The sequence below is a fragment of the Duganella sp. sic0402 genome, from assembly GCF_019219065.1.
Taxonomy (GTDB): Bacteria; Pseudomonadota; Gammaproteobacteria; order Burkholderiales; family Burkholderiaceae_D; genus Rugamonas.
The window spans coordinates 33,312-49,833 of sequence record NZ_JAHUWK010000005.1; the positions used below are offsets into that span (position 1 = coordinate 33,312).

General features: G+C 61.7%; 18 protein-coding genes. 4 read left to right on the top strand and 14 right to left on the bottom strand.

All coding sequences use genetic code 11. The features are described from left to right. Positions 1 to 87 precede the first annotated feature (87 nt). The 3 genes from flgA (at position 88) to KW842_RS14155 (ending at position 1,683) form a co-directional block, all read left to right on the top strand. A complete protein-coding gene (gene flgA / locus KW842_RS14145; RefSeq protein WP_218304754.1) occupies positions 88 to 795 on the top strand; it encodes a flagellar basal body P-ring formation chaperone FlgA in 708 nt (235 codons plus the stop codon). 86 nt (positions 796 to 881) lie between these two features. Beyond that, positions 882 to 1,199: a flagellar biosynthesis anti-sigma factor FlgM gene (gene flgM, locus KW842_RS14150; protein ID WP_218304755.1), complete on the top strand. Its 318-nt coding sequence runs from the start codon at positions 882 to 884 to the stop codon at positions 1,197 to 1,199. A 7-nt stretch (positions 1,200 to 1,206) separates the two neighbouring features. Further along, positions 1,207 to 1,683, top strand: coding sequence for a flagella synthesis protein FlgN (locus KW842_RS14155; protein ID WP_218304756.1), 477 nt, complete (start codon positions 1,207 to 1,209; stop codon positions 1,681 to 1,683). Between the two features lie 69 nt (positions 1,684 to 1,752). Here KW842_RS14155 and motD read toward each other — a convergent pair whose 3' ends face one another. From motD to KW842_RS14205, 10 genes are all read right to left on the bottom strand, one after another. Further along, positions 1,753 to 2,514 carry a flagellar motor protein MotD gene (motD, locus tag KW842_RS14160; RefSeq protein WP_218304757.1) on the bottom strand — a complete coding sequence of 254 codons (762 nt, stop codon included), beginning with the start codon at positions 2,512 to 2,514 and terminating at the stop codon, positions 1,753 to 1,755. A gap of 1 nt (position 2,515) precedes the next feature. Further along, the gene (locus tag KW842_RS14165) at positions 2,516 to 3,262 is read right to left on the bottom strand and encodes a flagellar motor protein (protein ID WP_218304758.1); all 747 of its coding nucleotides are present in this window, start codon (positions 3,260 to 3,262) and stop codon (positions 2,516 to 2,518) included. Then, positions 3,244 to 3,975 (bottom strand): RNA polymerase sigma factor FliA, encoded by a 732-nt coding sequence (locus KW842_RS14170; RefSeq protein WP_218304759.1) that lies wholly within the window; start codon positions 3,973 to 3,975, stop codon positions 3,244 to 3,246. Before KW842_RS14170 ends, KW842_RS14165 begins: the two co-directional genes overlap by 19 nt. Before the next feature lie 19 nt (positions 3,976 to 3,994). Further along, positions 3,995 to 4,792, bottom strand: a complete 798-nt coding sequence (locus KW842_RS14175) for an antiactivator of flagellar biosynthesis FleN protein (protein ID WP_218304760.1) — start codon at positions 4,790 to 4,792, stop codon at positions 3,995 to 3,997. Next, positions 4,785 to 6,236 (bottom strand): flagellar biosynthesis protein FlhF, encoded by a 1,452-nt coding sequence (flhF, locus tag KW842_RS14180; RefSeq protein WP_218304761.1) that lies wholly within the window; start codon positions 6,234 to 6,236, stop codon positions 4,785 to 4,787. The genes KW842_RS14175 and flhF overlap by 8 nt, the downstream gene beginning before the upstream one ends. A gap of 129 nt (positions 6,237 to 6,365) precedes the next feature. Continuing rightward, positions 6,366 to 7,307 (bottom strand): transposase, encoded by a 942-nt coding sequence (locus KW842_RS14185; RefSeq protein WP_218304762.1) that lies wholly within the window; start codon positions 7,305 to 7,307, stop codon positions 6,366 to 6,368. Between the two features lie 43 nt (positions 7,308 to 7,350). Continuing rightward, the gene (gene flhA, locus KW842_RS14190; protein WP_218304763.1) at positions 7,351 to 9,474 is read right to left on the bottom strand and encodes a flagellar biosynthesis protein FlhA; all 2,124 of its coding nucleotides are present in this window, start codon (positions 9,472 to 9,474) and stop codon (positions 7,351 to 7,353) included. Further along, positions 9,471 to 10,661: a flagellar biosynthesis protein FlhB gene (gene flhB / locus KW842_RS14195; RefSeq protein ID WP_218304764.1), complete on the bottom strand. Its 1,191-nt coding sequence runs from the start codon at positions 10,659 to 10,661 to the stop codon at positions 9,471 to 9,473. Before flhB ends, flhA begins: the two co-directional genes overlap by 4 nt. Positions 10,662 to 10,779: 118 nt before the next feature. Further along, entirely contained in the window at positions 10,780 to 11,757 is a 978-nt protein-coding gene (locus tag KW842_RS14200; RefSeq protein ID WP_218304765.1) for a fumarylacetoacetate hydrolase family protein, read from the bottom strand. Beyond that, the gene (locus KW842_RS14205) at positions 11,754 to 12,470 is read right to left on the bottom strand and encodes a pseudouridine synthase (protein WP_218304766.1); all 717 of its coding nucleotides are present in this window, start codon (positions 12,468 to 12,470) and stop codon (positions 11,754 to 11,756) included. The genes KW842_RS14200 and KW842_RS14205 overlap by 4 nt, the downstream gene beginning before the upstream one ends. A gap of 124 nt (positions 12,471 to 12,594) precedes the next feature. On the opposite strand from KW842_RS14205, the gene KW842_RS14210 reads away from it, so the two are divergent. Next, complete coding sequence (locus KW842_RS14210; RefSeq protein ID WP_229223696.1) at positions 12,595 to 12,891, top strand: hypothetical protein; 297 nt, start codon at positions 12,595 to 12,597, stop codon at positions 12,889 to 12,891. A gap of 174 nt (positions 12,892 to 13,065) precedes the next feature. On the opposite strand, the gene KW842_RS14215 is transcribed toward KW842_RS14210, so the two are convergent. The 4 genes from KW842_RS14215 to KW842_RS14230 are packed head-to-tail and all read right to left on the bottom strand — an operon-like array spanning position 13,066 to position 16,107. Then, on the bottom strand, positions 13,066 to 14,064 hold the full coding sequence (locus KW842_RS14215; RefSeq protein WP_218304767.1) for a S49 family peptidase: 999 nt from the start codon (positions 14,062 to 14,064) through the stop codon (positions 13,066 to 13,068). A gap of 24 nt (positions 14,065 to 14,088) precedes the next feature. Further along, complete coding sequence (locus KW842_RS14220) at positions 14,089 to 14,454, bottom strand: Rieske 2Fe-2S domain-containing protein (protein ID WP_218304768.1); 366 nt, start codon at positions 14,452 to 14,454, stop codon at positions 14,089 to 14,091. Further along, positions 14,454 to 15,113 carry an HAD-IIIA family hydrolase gene (locus tag KW842_RS14225; protein ID WP_218304769.1) on the bottom strand — a complete coding sequence of 220 codons (660 nt, stop codon included), beginning with the start codon at positions 15,111 to 15,113 and terminating at the stop codon, positions 14,454 to 14,456. Before KW842_RS14225 ends, KW842_RS14220 begins: the two co-directional genes overlap by 1 nt. Before the next feature lie 10 nt (positions 15,114 to 15,123). Continuing rightward, positions 15,124 to 16,107 (bottom strand): RluA family pseudouridine synthase, encoded by a 984-nt coding sequence (locus tag KW842_RS14230; protein ID WP_218304770.1) that lies wholly within the window; start codon positions 16,105 to 16,107, stop codon positions 15,124 to 15,126. Positions 16,108 to 16,522: the final 415 nt, after the last annotated feature.

Here is a 16,522-nt window from a genome sequence, read left to right on the forward strand (position 1 = left end):
GATAAGCCCGGTTTTTCCCGCCTTATTCAGCGCTTCGAGTTCCGCCCACCGCTCTATGATGGCAACATTGAACGGGAAACCCACACCATGAAACCACCTCTGCTACTTACTACGCTGCTGGCCGGGATACTGAGCACCAGCTTAGGCGCCAGCGCCATGGCCCAAACCGGGCGCCAGGACCTGGCCACGCTGAAGAGCACGGTTGAGCAATTCCTGCAGGTGCAGGCTGGCGGTCTGCCGGGCCAGGTCACGGTCACCGTCGGCGCCATTGACCAGCGCATGAGCCTGGCCCAATGCCCCGAACCACAAGCTTTCTTCATGCCAGGCGCGCGCGCCTGGGGCAAGACCACGGTCGGCGTGCGCTGTGCGACGCCTTCCGCCTGGACGGTATATATTCAGGCCAACGTCACGGTGGTGGGCGACTACATCGCCGCCGCCGCGCCGCTGGTGCAGGGCCAGCCGATCGACGCCACCCAGCTGACGGTACTCAAGGGTGATTTGACAATGTTGCCTGCCGGCATAGCTACCGACGCCAGCCAGGTGATCGGCCGCAGCGCCAGCGTGTCGCTGCCGCCCGGCACACCGTTGCGGCTGGATACGCTGCGCAGCAAGCCGGTGGTGCAGTCGGGCCAGCTGGTGCGGCTGGTGTCCAGCGGCAGCGGCTTCAGCGTATCGGCCGAGGGCCGGGCGATGAGCACGGCCGGCGACGGCCAGGTGGTGCAGGTGAGAACCGGCAACGGCCAGCAGATCACCGGCATCGCCAAGAGTGGCGGTATGGTTGAGGTAGCATTTTGAGCAACAAGCAGCTAAAGTTTCCCGCCAGGCCGCCGTTACCGACTCAGATCCCGGAGTTTCGTACTCCTAGCTGAGAAGGAAATGCTGTGAAAATTAACGACTCTGTCAAAAGCACGCCTGGCCTGCCGTCGACGCCGGCAGCCACGGGTGCTACCGCACGCGGCGCGGAAAAAGCGGCGCAAACTGCGTCGACCAATGTCGCGTCAGATAATGTACGCCTGTCCTCGCAAGGCCAGGCAATGGCGGCCAGTTCGGCCAGCGGCGCCAACGCCGTGTTCGACACCAAGAAAGTCGAGCGCATCAAGTTGGCAATCGCCGATGGTCAGTTCTCGGTCAACTCGGAAAAAGTAGCGGATGGCTTGCTGGATACCGTCAAGGATCTGCTGCACTCAAGAAAACGATAGGACTAGCATGAGCACCGTCACCCCGCTGAACAGCCTGCGCGAAGAAGAACAGATCATGTCCACCTTGCTGGACTTGCTGCGCCAGGAACAGCAACTGCTGGTGACGGCGGAAATCGAAGGCCTGCCGGCCATCACCACCCGCAAGACCGCGCTGGTCACGCAAATGACCCTGTTGTCCGCGCAACGCCACCGCTCGCTGGGCAAATGCGGCTTTCCCGCCGAAGAAGCCGGCATGGACGCGTGGATCGCCGCCAGCGGCGACGCGCGCGAGGAATCGGCAAGCCTGTGGCAGGCGCTGCTGCAACACACGCGCGCAGCCAAGGAGCTGAACCGCGTCAACGGCATGCTGATCAATAAGCAGATGGGTCATACCCAGGATGCGCTGCAGTCGCTGCGTCCGCACAACGCCACCGCCAACAATTTCTACAGCCCTGGCGGCATCGCCACCAGCGTGCCGCGCAGCCGCGGTTTCCTGGCTGGCTAAATAGCCCCCCCCGGCACTTCGCATACCAAGGGTCTGAGCCCGCAGGGGGCAGACCCTGTTTGCACAGGCTTACTGCGTCGGCAATTCACGGCCCGGATCGGGTATCCCTGAAAGTATGGTCACCGCCACGCGACGGTTGCGTGCGCGGCCTTCGGCCGTGGCGTTGTCGGCGACCGGCTGGTTGGCGCTGTAGCCGACCGCCGTCAGGCGGCCCGGCGCCACGCCGGCGTCAATGAACAGGCGCACCACGCTGCTGGCGCGCACCGACGACAACTCCCAGTTGGACGGATAACGCGGATTGGCGATCGGCTGGTTGTCGGTATGCCCTTCCACCTGCACATCATGGGTGTCCACCGCCAGCAGGCTGGCCACCGCGCGCAGCGCTTCCACCGAGGCCGGCATCAGCCGCGCATCGCCCGGATCGAACAGCACCGAGGCATTGATCTCGACGCTGACGCCACGGCTGTTCTGCGTCACCCGCACCTTGCCTTCCTTGACCAGCGGCGCCATGGTCGACAGCAGATCCTGCGCCAGCTTGGTCATCTGTTCTTTTTCCTTGCGCAGCAGCTCGGTGCGGCGCTTCAGGCCGGGATTCGGAATGGGCAGGTTCTGCACCTGGGTATTGACCGGCGTGGCCGAACCCTGGCCGCCAAAGGCGTTGCCGAGCGCATCGGAAAACACTTTGTACTTGCCAATATTGACCGCCGAAATCGCATACATGACCACGAAGAAGGCGAACAGCAGCGTGATGAAGTCGGCGTAGGAAATCAGCCAGCGCTCATGGTTTTCCGGTTCGTCGTCGAACTTCCTGCGGGCGCGCCGGTATTGCATGTCAATGCTCCCGCATCAGCGTGGCGATGCGCTCCTCGATGACGCGCGTGTGGTCGCCGGTGGCGATATCGTAGAACACCTGCGCGGCGATCTCCTGCTGGTGCACGGCCTGGGTGACGATGGCTTTCAGCTTGTTGGCGATCGGATAGAAAAACAGATTGGCCAGGCCAACGCCGTAAATGGTTGAGACGAAGGCGATCGCAATCCCGGAACCCAGCTTGCTGGGATCGGTCAGGTTTTCCATCACGTGGATCAGGCCCAGCACGGCGCCCAGGATGCCGATGGTCGGCGAATAGCCGGCCGCCGATTCCCAGATGCGCACCGCCTGCCGCTCCGCCGTTTCATAAGCGGTGATTTCGGTGTCCAGCAGCTGGCGCAGCTTTTCCGGCGCGATGCCGTCGACGATCAGGCGCAGGCCCTTGGTGTTGAACTGGTCCTTGGAGGCCAGCATATAGCGCTCCAGCGACAGCAGGCCGTCGCGGCGCGCCGCCTGGTTCCAGGCATTGATGTCGCGCGCCAATGCGGCGCGGCTGTCCTGCGGCGGCGCGAACACCAGCCGCAGCATGCGGATGCCGCGCACAAAAGTCTTGAAACGGGTTTGCAGCAGCACGGCGCCAAAGGTGCCGATCACCACGATCGCGAACGCCGCCGGTTGCAGCAAGGAGCTGATCTTGCCGCCTTCCATGGTCTGGCCGATGATGATGCCGGCCAGCGCCAGGAGCACCCCGGCTACACTGGCCCAGTCCAAGACCGCTCCCGGAGTGAGGCGCGCAAGCGCGCCACGGCCTGCGTATGCAATTGCGATACGCGCGATTCGGATACGCCCATCACGGCGCCAATTTCTTTCAAGTTGAGCTCCTCTTCGTAGTACAAGCCCATCAGCATCTTCTCGCGCTCCGGCAGCATGTCGATGGCGTCGATCACCGCCTGGCGGAAGTCGCCGTCCAGCAGCGAGCGCAGCGGGTCGGCGTCTTCGTCCGACGCATAACGATCAAGAAAACTGTCGTTGCCGTCGTCGTCGTGGAAATCCTCGTAATACACCAGCTGGTGGCCGCCGCCGTCGCCCAGCAGCTCCTGGTAGTCGGCCAGCGACAGCTTGAGCGACTTGGCCACTTCCGATTCGCTCGGCGGACGGCCCAGGCGCTGCTGCAAAGTCGACATCGCGGCCTCGACCTTGCGCATATTCTGCCGCAGCGAGCGCGGCAGCCAGTCGCTGCTGCGCAACTCGTCCAGCATGGCGCCGCGAATGCGCAGCACCGCATAGGTTTCAAATTGCGCGCCGTGGGTTTCTTCGTAACGGCTGATGGCGTCCAACAGGCCGATCATTCCGGCTTGCACCAGATCGTCCACTTCGACGCTGGGCGGCAATTTCGCCTTCATGTGGTGGGCCAAGCGCTTGACCAACGGCATATGCTCCGTCAGTAAGGTATCCTTGTCCGCTTTCCCTTTTACCGTATACATTCGAATATTTATTATTTAATCAAGCGCTGAGGCTGTTACCCCCCAGCGTGAAGCGCCCTGCCAGTTGGCGAAATGCGACCGAAGCCCCGGCCAGCGGAAACGCATCGACCACCGCGCGCCCCAAGCGCGCTGCGCGTTGCAGGTACTCATCCGCAGGCACCGAGCCCATCGAAACCAGGTTGACGGCCAGGTAACGGCTTGCCGCTTGTGCCATATTATCGTAAACCACTCTTGCCTCGTCTTCAGAGGCGCCGGTGACCAGAATACCGAATGGCCGGCGGCCCAGTTCCTGGTTCAGCCGCTTAATCATACTGTACGCGGCCTTGATCGAGGTAGCGCTATTAGCAACTTGTACCACGATATCCGAGCTGGCCATGATCGGCACCGGGAAGGCGACACCGTCGAATTCGCCGTCCACCAGCACCATGCCGGTCTGCTTGACCAGCACATCAAAGGCCTTGGCCAGGCGCCGGGTTTCGTCCGGACCGGTACGCGCCGCGCCGCGCGTCATCGACGCCACGGCAAAGCCCTGCGGCGCCTGATGGATCACCTGGTTCAGCGCGCATTCCTGGCGCGCCACGTTCAGCAGGCTGTGGCCACCGTCGACGCCAAGCCGGCTGGCCACGCCGTGGGCGCTGGCGCAGGCGTCGACGATCAGCACGTCGTTGCCGGCGCGGGCCAGCGAAGCGCCCAGATTGACCAGCATGGAACCCTTGTCATCCTGCGGCGCGGCCGACAGGAAGGTGACGATGCGGGGCTGCGGCCCCGCCAGCATGCGGCGTAAGCCTTCCGCCTGGTCAAAATTGAAGTTAGCCAAGGTGCACCTCGCGCGCGGCGCCAAAGCCGCCCATGTCGCCACTCATCAGCAGCGGCAGTTCCGCATCCTGGTACTGGGTATTGACGATATCGCGCTTCAATTTGAAAGCCCGGTCGATCAGGTAGGCTGGATCGGCCAGGTGCAGGTCTTCCGGCACGCGCTGGCCGTTCGATACATAGAACAGGTTCAGCTTGTGGCGGATCACCACGTCCAGCGCGTTGCCGATCGCGGCCGCCTCGTCCAGCTTGGTCATAATGCAGCCGGCCAGGCCGCTGCCCTGATAGGCGCGCACCACTTCGCTCAGGGTTTCCTGGGTGGCGGTGGCGTTCAGGCACAGCAGGCGCTTGACGTTGGCGCCGGCGCCTTGCAGCATCGACACTTGTTCGGTCACCATCTGGTCGCGCTGGCTGACGCCGACGGTGTCGATCAGCACGGTGTGCTTGTTCTTCAGTTCCTTGAGCGCGATGCGCAGGTCGGCTTCATCTTTCACCGAGTGCACCATCACGCCGAGGATCTTGCCGTAGATGCGCAGTTGTTCATGCGCGCCGATACGGTAGGCGTCGGTGGTGATCAGCGCCAGCTTGTCCGGGCCGTGACGCATCACGCAGCGGGCCGCCAGCTTGGCGGTGCTGGTGGTCTTGCCGACGCCGGTCGGGCCGACCAGCGCGAACACACCGCCCTGGTCGATCAGCGCGTCTTCGTTGGCCATGGTTTGCAGGTTACGGGTCAGCACCGTTTTAATCCAGCGCAGGCTGTCGGCAGCGTCGCGGCCGGCCGGCAGTTTTTCGATCAGGTAGCGCGCCAGGCTGGCCGAGAAGCCGGCCGCCAGCATTTCGCGCAGCACGGCGGTTTTCTGCGGCTCGCGCGCCTGGGTGGCACCCCAGGACAGCTCGGCCAGCTGGGTTTCCATCATGCCGCGCATGGCGCGGATCTCATTCATCATGCCGCTCATCTCGACGGCGGCGGATTCCTTGGCGCTGGCGACGGCGGCACTGACCATGGCGGCGATCTGGCTGGCGTCGATCGACGGTGCGGCTTTCGGCTGCGCTGCGGGTGCAGGCACGGCGGCGGCGACCTTGCTGGCCAGCGACGAGTGCGAGGCGACCACACGGCGCTGCGGCTGTGGCTGAGATTGAGGCTGCATGCTGACTGGCTTGGCGGCCACCGGTGGCGACATATGCGGCAGTTCGTCTTCAAAGCGCGGTTCAACGCGATGGCTGACGATGGCGGCAGCGCCCAGGTCCAGCGATGGCGCCGGCTCGGCCATCGGCGAATGTGGGGCTGGCATGGCCAGCGAGGCGGCGTCGTCATTGGCCAGCGCGAGAATTTCGACGATACCGTCGGATTGACGGTTGGACAGGATCACGGCGTCAGGGCCGAGGGATTCGCGGACTTTGCGCAGCGCTTCGCGGGAAGTCGGTGCGGTAAATTTTTTAACGTTCATGACCGTCTCTCAAGGGAACCAGGTTGAGCAGCACGTCCGCCAATAGCAAACGCCTTACTCCAATGATTCCATTATTGACGATGCACTCTGGAAACGATCTGATGAACAAGGGCAGAAATGGGCCGTATTTCAGTCGCCGAAAACTTCCTTGAGCGAGCGGGCGTCAACAAAGTTCAGCGCCCACTGCGCCAGCTGCCGCACATCCGCGCCCGCCACCCGCTTGACCACCGCCGAATCCAGCGGCCCGTAGCGCTTTTCCAATTGCGCAACCAGCTGCGCGCCCCGCCCTTCTTGCAGCCCTTCCTGCAGTCCCTTTTTCCAGCCGAGTTTCATGCCGTAGCGCTCAACGGAAGTGATATACACCATGGTCTCTCTCCTTTCCAACTGAAAAATGGCACGCTGGAACAAAGTGTCCAGCGGCTCAGGCAGGCGCATCAGCCAATCGATCATGCAGAAGAAATCGATGATACGCCGCTTGTCCCATTTTCGTTGATACAGAAGCTTGGTCAAGCGCCATTTGGCGCGCCGCCGCTGGTGAGGCCTGTGCCGGGTCTGCTGCGTCAGCAGATGCGCAGCGGTCACCAGGGCAAATGGATTCGGATCCTCCAGCAACGCACCCATATGCGGCGCATAATCCTGTAGTTTGACCACAGGAAAATCCAAGCGCAGCTCACAACCCAACAGGCGGTAGCTAAAACTCGACGGGCGCCACTGCCGGCTGCGGTCAGCCAGCACAGCCATGCTGGCCACCGGCTGAAAATAACGGTCATACACGCGATAATGATAGGTGAAGATCCGCTCGGCAAACTTGGGATCGCGCCAGCCTTGCACCTCCAGATGCAACAACACCCACTGCTCGCTGCCGTCAAGCAGGCACACCCGCACCAGCTTGTCCAGCAGGCGGCGGCCCAGCTCGGCATCACGCGATAAGGCGGACAGTTCCTGGTCGAGAAAATCATGCGGGCGCGACCAGTCTATGGCCGCATGCGCATGCGGGAAATAAAAGGCCATGAATTCGGCGAAGTGGCCGGTGACCACCTCCTTCCACGGCGTGTCGTAGTCGTCATTCATGCAAACAGTCTAGACTGCCTGCATGAACGCGCCGCGCGCTGGATCAAGCCGGCTGCTGGCCGACCAGTGCAGTCACGCGGATGGTTTTGCTTTCCGGGATCTCCGCGTGCGACAGCACCTTCAGCTGCGGCAGCGAACGGCGCAGGAAGCGCGACAGCAAGGCGCGCAGCGGCCCCGGCACCAGCAGCACCGGCGTCAGACCCAGCGCTTCCTGCTGCTGCGCCGCCGCAGCAGCCTGTTGGGCGATGGTATCGGCCAGGCCCGGCTCGATGCCGGCGCCGTCCGGACCGCTGGCCGCCAGCGCCTGCATCAGCAAGCGTTCCAGACGGTTATCCAGCGTCATCACCGACAGCTCGCCGGCGCCAGGGAATAGCTGCTGCACGATCGCCCGGCCCAGCGCGATCCGCACCAGCGCCGTCAGGTCGCCCGGATCTTGCGTGTGCACCGCATGCTCGGCCAGCGTTTCGATAATGCTGCGCATGTCGCGGATGTGCACGCCTTCCGTCAGCAGGTTCTGCAGCACTTTCTGCAAGGTCGAGATCGACACCATCTTCGGCACCAGATCCTCGACCAGTTTCGGCGATTCCTTGCTCAGGTGATCCAGCAGCGACTGCACTTCCGCACGGCCCAGCAGTTCCGAAGCGTGCGTGGTGATCAGGTGGTTCAGGTGGGTCGCCACCACGGTGCCGGCATCGACTACCGTATAGCCCATGCCCTGCGCCTGGTCGCGCAGGCTGGCGTCGATCCACACTGCCGGCAGGCCGAAGGCCGGATCGTTGGTCACCATGCCTTGCAAAGTACCGCTCGCCATGCCCGGATTGATCGCCAGGAACTGTCCGTTGAAGGCCTCGCCGGTGCCCACTTCCACGCCTTTCAGCGTGATGCGGTAAGCCGACGGTTTCAGTTCCAGATTGTCGCGGATATGCACCGGCGGCGCCAGGAAACCTACTTCCTGCGCAAATTTCTTGCGGATGCCCTTGATGCGTTTCAGCAGCTCGCCGCCCTGGGTCTTGTCCACCAGCGGGATCAAACGATAGCCAACCTCCAGACCCAGCGTATCGACCGGCATCACGTCCTGCCAGCTGGCCTCTTCCTGCTCGGCCGCCGCAGCGGCAGCCGGTGCAGCCGCCTCGGCCGCCGCGCTTTCCGCCGCAACCTTGCTGACTTTTTTCTTCGACATCAGGTAGCCGGCGCCGCCCAGCGCGCCAGCCAGCATCAGGAACACCAGATTAGGCATGCCTGGAATCAGGCCCATGCCGCCGATAATGCCGGCGGTGATATACAGCACCTCAGGCTTGGCGAACAGCTCACTCACCAGTTGCGAACCGATGTCTTTGTCGTTGGCCACGCGCGACACCACGATACCGGCCGCGATCGAAATGATCAGCGATGGAATCTGCGCCACCAGGCCGTCACCGATGGCCAGCAGCGTGTAGTTCTTGGTCGCGTCGCCAAACGCCATGTCGTGCTGGATCACGCCGACCAGCAGGCCGCCGACCACGTTAATCACCGTCACTAGAATACCGGCGATGGCGTCGCCGCGCACGTACTTGGACGCACCGTCCATCGCGCCGTAGAACTCGGCCTCCATCGACACTTCGCTGCGGCGTTTTTTCGCCTCGGCTTCGCCGATCAGGCCGGCATTCAGGTCGGCGTCGATTGCCATCTGCTTGCCCGGCATTGCGTCCAGGGCGAAACGCGCGCCCACCTCGGCGATACGGCCCGCACCCTTGGTCACCACCACAAAGTTGATGATGGTCAGGATGATGAACACCACGATACCGACCGTGTAGTTACCGCCGATCAGGAAGTGGCCAAACGCCTCGATCACTTTACCGGCCGCATCGGCGCCGGTATGGCCTTCGGTCAGCACGATACGGGTCGAGGCCACGTTCAGCGACAGGCGCAGCATGGTCGACACCAGCAGGATGGTCGGGAAGGACATGAAGTCCAGCGGCTTCACCGTGTACAGCGAAGTCAGCAGCACAATCACCGACAGCGCGATATTAAAGCTGAAGAACAGGTCCAGCACAAACGCCGGCAACGGCAGTATCATCATCGCCAGCAGCATGATGATCAGAATCGGCGCCGCCAGGCTGGCCTTGTTCTGCGCATTGGCCAGGCCTTGCATCCATGGCGGTAACTTCACGTTGCTGAGGGCGTTCATGCGGGTGCTCCGTTATTCAAATCTGGTTTCTTGCCGTTTTTCGGGATATAGGCCGGGTTCAGCGGGTCCATGGTTGGCGGCACATCAAGCTGTTTCGGTTCCACCGGACGGTTGCCGCCGCCACGGTTGAACACACGCAGCTGGAATACATACGCCAGCACCTCGGCCACCGCCGCATACAGCTGCTCCGGAATCTCGTCGCCGATCTCGGTGTGCTTGTACAGCGCGCGCGCCAGCGCCGGCGCTTCCAGCAGCGTGACCTTGTGTTCCTTGCCGAGTTCGCGGATCTTGGCCGCCACCTCGTCGGTACCCTTGGCCACCAGTTTCGGCGCGCCGCGCATGCCGTCGCTGTACTTCAGCGCCACCGCGTAGTGGGTCGGGTTGGTGACGATCACGTCGGCGGTCGGCACGTCGGCCATCATGCGGCGCTTGGCCATCTCGCGCTGCAGCTGGCGGATCTTGCCCTTGATCTGCGGATTACCGTCGGATTCCTTGGACTCCTGGATCAGCTCCTGGCGGGTCATCTTCAGCTTGTTGGCGTAGTGCCACATCTGATACGGGCCGTCGATGGCGGCGATCAGGCCCAGCGCGCCGACGATGAACATAAAGGTTGCCGCCAGCATGTTCAGCGTGTGCGCCATGCCCAGCTTGAGCGGCTCGACCGACAGGCCGATCACCGCGTCCTTGTACTTCAGCACCACCAGGTAGGCAACAAAACCCACCACCACGGTTTTCAGGATGGCCTTGACCAGTTCCACCAGCGCGTTCTTGGAGAACATATTGCTGATGCCGTTGATGGGATTAAGCTTGTTGAAATTCGGTGTAAAGGCCTTGGCACTGAACAGCCAGCCGCCGACCAGCAGCGGCGAAGCCAGCGCCACAATCATCACCGCCACGCCCAAGGGCAGACAGGCGATCAGCACCTGCACCAGGTCGACCGCAATACGGTGAAACAGCACATCGGGATTGAAAATCTGTTCCTGGTCCAGCTTCAGGCCGGACACCAGCACCGCTTCCAGTTGACGGATCAGACCGTCGCCAGTCGCCCACAGGCCAGCGCCAGCTGCCATCAGCACGGTAAACGTCGCTACTTCCCGCGATCGGGGAACGTCGCCTTCTTCACGCGCCTGCTCAAGGCGCTTCGCTGACGCGGGTTCGGTCTTTTCTGCGTCGCTGTCTTCTGCCATGGGTCTGCCTGCTGCGTGGGTTAATCTTCGACCATGCCATTATCAATGGCCGCGCAGGCGTGTCATCGCTGGAATACGGCGGGTTTTCACCGCCATATCCACGATTCCACGAGGAAACTTAAGCTTGTTTGACGCTCTGTTCGATGGCGCCAAACACCGATTTGCCGTCGTCCAGCATCTCGATGCGGATGGTGTCGCCAAACGCCATAAACGGCGTCACTGGCGCGCCGCCGGCGATGGTCTCCAGGCAGCGCTGTTCGGCGATGCAGGAATAGCCGCGCTTGCTGTCCTTGTTGGACACGGTACCGGAGCCGATGATGGAGCCGGCGCGCACATGACGCGATTTGGCCAGGTGGGCGATCAGTTGCGGGAAGTTGAACACCATGTCCACGCCGGCGTGGGGTTTGCCGACCTGCTTGCCGTTCCAGGTGGACAGCAGCGGCAGGTGCACCTTGCCGCCCTTCCAGGCATCGCCCAGCTCGTCCGGCGTCACTGCCACCGGTGAGAAGCTGGTGGCCGGTTTGGATTGCAGGAAACCGAAGCCCTTGGCCAGTTCGTCCGGAATGAGATTGCGCAGCGACACGTCATTGGCCAGCATCAGCAGGCGGATGCGCTGGTGCGCCTGGTCGGCGCTGGCGCCCATGGGCACATCGTCGGTGATCACGCAGACTTCCGCCTCGAAATCGATGCCCCATTCCTCCCGCGCCAGCACGATGTCGTCGGTGGCGCCCAGCAGGTCGTCGCTGCCGCCCTGGTACATCAGCGGCTCTTCCCAGAACGAGGCCGGCATCTCGGCGCCGCGTGCCTTGCGCACCAGTTCGACGTGGTTGACGTAGGCCGAACCGTCCGCCCACTGGAAGGCGCGCGGCAGCGGCGCCATGCAGTTCTGCGGTTCAAAGTCGAAGCTGCGGCGGCCGCCACCCCGGTTCAGTTCCTGATAGATGGCGTCCAGCTGCGGCGCGATAAAGCTCCAGTCGTCCAGCGCACGCTGCAGCGTGCGGGCAACGCCGTCGGCCAGCTGCGCGGTTTTCAGGTCGCGCGACACCACCATCAGCTGGCCGTCACGGCTGCCGTCTTTCAGGGTAGCGAGTTTCATGCGGGGGCCAGCAAGCCAAGTTGTTCAGGCGTCAGGTAGCACCAGTCGCCCTCTTCGATATTCAGCGAGGCCAGTTCCAGCCCGCCGATGGCGGAGCGGTGCAGCGCCGCGCAGTGGTTGCCGGCCGCCGCCAGCATGCGCTTGACTTGATGGTATTTGCCCTGCTCCAGCACGATTTCCAGCTGGTGCTCGCCGCGCTTGATGCAGGTCTGCGCCGCCAGCGGCTCGGGTTCGTCGTGCAGCTTGACACCGGCCAGCAGCTCGGCGATCAGCGCGTCGGTCACCGGTTCAGCGGTGGTGGCCTGGTAAATCTTCGGTACATGGCGCTTCGGCGACGATTGCGCGTGGATAAAGGCGCCGTCGTCGGACATCAGCAGCATGCCAGTGGTGTCGTGGTCAAGCCGGCCCACCGGCTGCACTTCGCGCCAGGTGAATTCTTCCGGCAGCAGGGTCAGCACGCCCGGATGGTGGCTGGGCTTGCGCGAACATTCGTAGTTCTGCGGCTTGAACAGGGCGATGTAGACGTGTTCACGGTACACCACGTCCTCGTCGAACAGGCGGAATATCAGTCCATCAGTATCGATCGATGCTTTATAGTTGTCATGCACCTCGCCATTGATGCTGACTTCGCCATCTTCGATAAGCGAACGGCAATATTTGCGGGTGCCATAGCCCTGCGATTGCAGGATGCGGTCCAGGGATAATTTACTCATGGCCGCGATTTTACAGGATGTCAGCATATTGACGCATATCAAGCCGCGTTCAGATTCTATTGATAGACTGAAACTGCATTAGGAATCCCCCTACTGCGACTAGGAATACTCAGCAGGATTCACCATGACCGATATCGCCAACCCAGTGGCGCAAGCCCAGGCCGCCATGCACCGTGCCGCCCTCTTGCTGGAACGCAGCCGCAACGGCCAGTCCGGCGACAGCCCCCAAGCACGCTGGCACGCCGCGCAACAGACCGCGCTGATCGCCTGGCTGGAGGCCGGCGGCTTTACGCAGGGCGAGCCGGAAAAAGAAACAGCAAAAGAAAACAGCGGCACGGAGCCGCTGCTTTCAGTCCCACAGGGGGACTTGAACGAGGAATCGAAATTCTCTCTGAGCCGCATCGATGATGCGGTGGAGTAGTTCCGTCAAATTAAACTGAGTCAAGAACGTGCTGACAACAAGCTAAACTGTTTATATCGGCCCCCCCTTGGAAAGAACTACAACATCAATATAGTTCAACACCTCGGATATGCAAGTGAAAAGAAGGCCGGATTGATAATGTTTATCGCTGAGCCAGTCATACTCCAACGCAGACTAACGCAGGCTGGGCCGCACCGAGTCCACCGCCGACTTCATCGCGCCCGCGCCCATGGCAGCGCCGAATTTCTTCAGCACGCGCTCCTGCAGCCCTTCATGCTGGGTGTAGTCAACGATATCCTCGGCCTTGATGACATCGCGCGCCACCGAATCGACGCTGCCGTAGGCGTCGGCCAGGCCCAGGTCGATCGAGCGGGCGCCGGTCCAGAACAGGCCGGAGAACATTTCCGGCGTTTCCTTCAGGCGCTTGCCGCGGCCGGTACGCACCACCTGGATGAATTGCTGGTGAATCTCGTTCAGCATTTCCTGCGCATGCTGCTTGTGCTTTTCCGTCACCGGGCTGAACGGGTCCATAAAGCCCTTGTTTTCACCAGCCGTCAGCAAGCGGCGCTCGACACCCAGTTTTTCCATCGCGCCGGTAAAGCCGAAGCCGTCCATCAGCACGCCAATCGAGCCGATGATGCTGGCCTTGTTGACATAGATGCGGTCGGCGCCGGCGGCAATGTAATAGCAGCCGGAGGCGCAGATTTCGTCCACCACCACGTACAGCGGCTTGCCCGGATAGCCTTTGCGCAGGCGCACCATTTCATCGACGATCATGCCGGCCTGCACCGGGCTGCCGCCAGGGCTATTGATATGCAGCACCACCGCCACCGAGCCGCTGTCGGAAAACGCCTTGTTCAGCGCCGGGATCACCACCCCGGCCGAACCGCTGCCTTCCGACTCGATCGCGCCCTCGACTTCGATCAGCGCCGTGTGGCGGCCCAGAGTTTCGCTGTCGGAACCGGTCCAGCTGAAATCGAAATACACGCTCAGCGCGAACACGATCACCAGCAAGGTCATCGCCTTGAAAAAGATGCTCCAGCGGCGCGACGCCTTCTGCTCTTTTAGTGTGGCAAACACCAGTTTTTCCAGCACCTCGCGCTCCCAGTTGGAAGCGGCGGCGACCGGCTTGGCCGGCTGTGGTGGGGGCGTCGGGTCGAGGTTATCGCTCATTGAGTGCTTCTTCTTGGTATCAAATCAGGCGCGCGCGGGGCGCACATAGTCGTCTGGCTGCCAGTAAATCTGCTGGTCGCGTTCCACCACGGTAATCGGACGCAAGCGCCCGCCACGGCACGGACCGCCGGCACACTGGCCGGTTTCAGGCACATACACTGCGCCGTGGGTGGAACACATCAAATACAGCTTGCTGGACTCGAAAAACTCGCCTTCAGCCCAGTCCAGCTCGATCGGCACATGGGCGCAGCGGTTCAGGTAGGCGTAGGCCTTGCCGCCGTGACGCACCACAAAGCCGGTGGCGTCATCGCCGCCGGCGCTCAATGCAAACCGCACGCCCTTGCCGCCATCCTCGATAGCGTCCGAGGCGCAGATCAGGATCTCGTCCATCAAGCGTGCTCGCTCAGCCATTGATGCAGTTCGGACACCGTTTTAGCCGAATACAGCGGCGCGCAGGCGTTGAGCTGGTCGACCGGATGAGCGCCGTACTCGACCGCAATGCCAGCCGCGCCCGCATTGTTGGCCATTAACAGGTCATGGGTGGTATCGCCAATCATCACGGTACGGCGCATGTCCTGCCCTAATTCGCGCGTCAGTTCCTGCAACATGGCCGGGTGCGGCTTGGAGAAGGTTTCATCGGCGCAACGGGTTGCATCAAACAGCGTTAGCACTTTCACATCATTCATCGCCCGGTTCAGGCCGACCCGGCTCTTGCCGGTAGCCACTGCCAGAAAATAGCCATTTTGCGACAAGTCTTCCAGCATGTCGTGCACGCCGGGGAACAGGCTGATCTCGTGGTCGCGCGACAGGAAGTGATAACGGTAGCGCTCGACCATGCGCGGATAGTAAGCCGGATCAATTTCCGGCAACACCGCCTGCATCGCCTCGTGCAACCCCAGGCCGATGACATGCGCGGCCATTTCATCGCGCGGCACCGGCAGCGACAAGTCACGCGCCGCCGCCTGGATGCATTTGACGATGGTAGACGTCGAATCCATCAAGGTGCCGTCCCAATCGAAGACGATCAGATCAAATTGCTTTCTTGCCATGTGTTTGCGATTAGTTAAGAGGTTTGCCCAAGCTTACCAAGAATCGCTCACATTCGGCGGCCAATGGCGCATTGAGCGTCATTTTTTTACCGGAATCAGGATGGGTAAACGTAATTTGATGCGCGTGCAGGAACATGCGCTTCAGCGCGCCGCGCGTCTCAGTGGCTTTTTGCAGTGCCTTGTTCAGCGGGAAATCGCCGTATTTGTCATCACCCAGGATGGGGAAGCCAGACGATGACAGATGAACGCGAATCTGGTGCGTACGGCCAGTCTTCAGCTCGGCTTCCAGCAGCGCATAGCCGTCAAACTTCTTCAGCAGCGAGAAGATGGTGTGCGACGGCTGGCCACCCTCTTCCGATACGGTAACGCGGCGTTCGCCGTCAGCCGTGGTGTACTTGTGCAGCGCCAGCTTGATGTGCTGGCGCGCGTTTTTCCAGTCGCCGGCCACCATGGTCAGATAGCGCTTGTCGGTTTCACCGTCGCGCATCTGTTCGTGCAGATTGGTCAGCGCCGTGCGTTTCTTCGCCAGCAACAGCAGGCCCGAGGTTTCGCGGTCCAGGCGGTGCACCAGTTCCAGGAACTTGGCGTCCGGGCGCGAGGCGCGCAGCTGCTCGATCACGCCGAACGACACGCCGGAACCGCCGTGCACGGCCACGCCAGCCGGCTTGTCGATCACCAGCAGGTGGGTATCCTCGAAAATAATCTTGAATTCGGCGGCCGGCACGTGGTTTTCCGGTTTTTCCGCCAGGCGGATCGGCGGAATCCGCACCACATCGCCTTGTACCAGGCGGTACAGCTGGTCGATACGACCTTTGTTAACGCGCACTTCGCCCGAGCGCAGGATGCGGTAAACGTGACTTTTTGGCACGCCTTTGCAAACACGCAACAGGTAGTTATCGATCCGTTGACCGGCTTCTTCTTCAGTGATGGTGACGAATTGGGCTTGCAGCGGGGCGGACGTTGAAGCGGGAACAACATCATTTTGCATCTTCATTTGCTCTGTCTTCCCAGAAATCTCTCTAAGTCCTTCATTTTGAATATATAATTGTTTCGCTGCGGTTCAAACTGCGGCAAGTGTAAGAATAAAAGCACATTTTACACAGGGGCGTCTCCACTGGCCTCGCCAAATTGCAAATTCAGAGGAAAAAATGTATACGCACCATCCCTGCGGGAATCAAGGTTGCACCGTAGTTGTAATCGGATGACGGCAGGGGTGCTGAAGAAGAATGATTGGATAGTAAGGATAAAGTCCGGTTAGCCAGTTCATAGTCAGGCTAGCCGGTTGATGAGAAGTTGATAACGCTTGCCGTTTTCGCCAGACCCCATGCTCACTGCAAGCTCGACGGAAGGCTGAAACCAGCCTGGTTACCGAAGTTGCAATACTTGTAGTAAGAAGCATGGTCGAGATC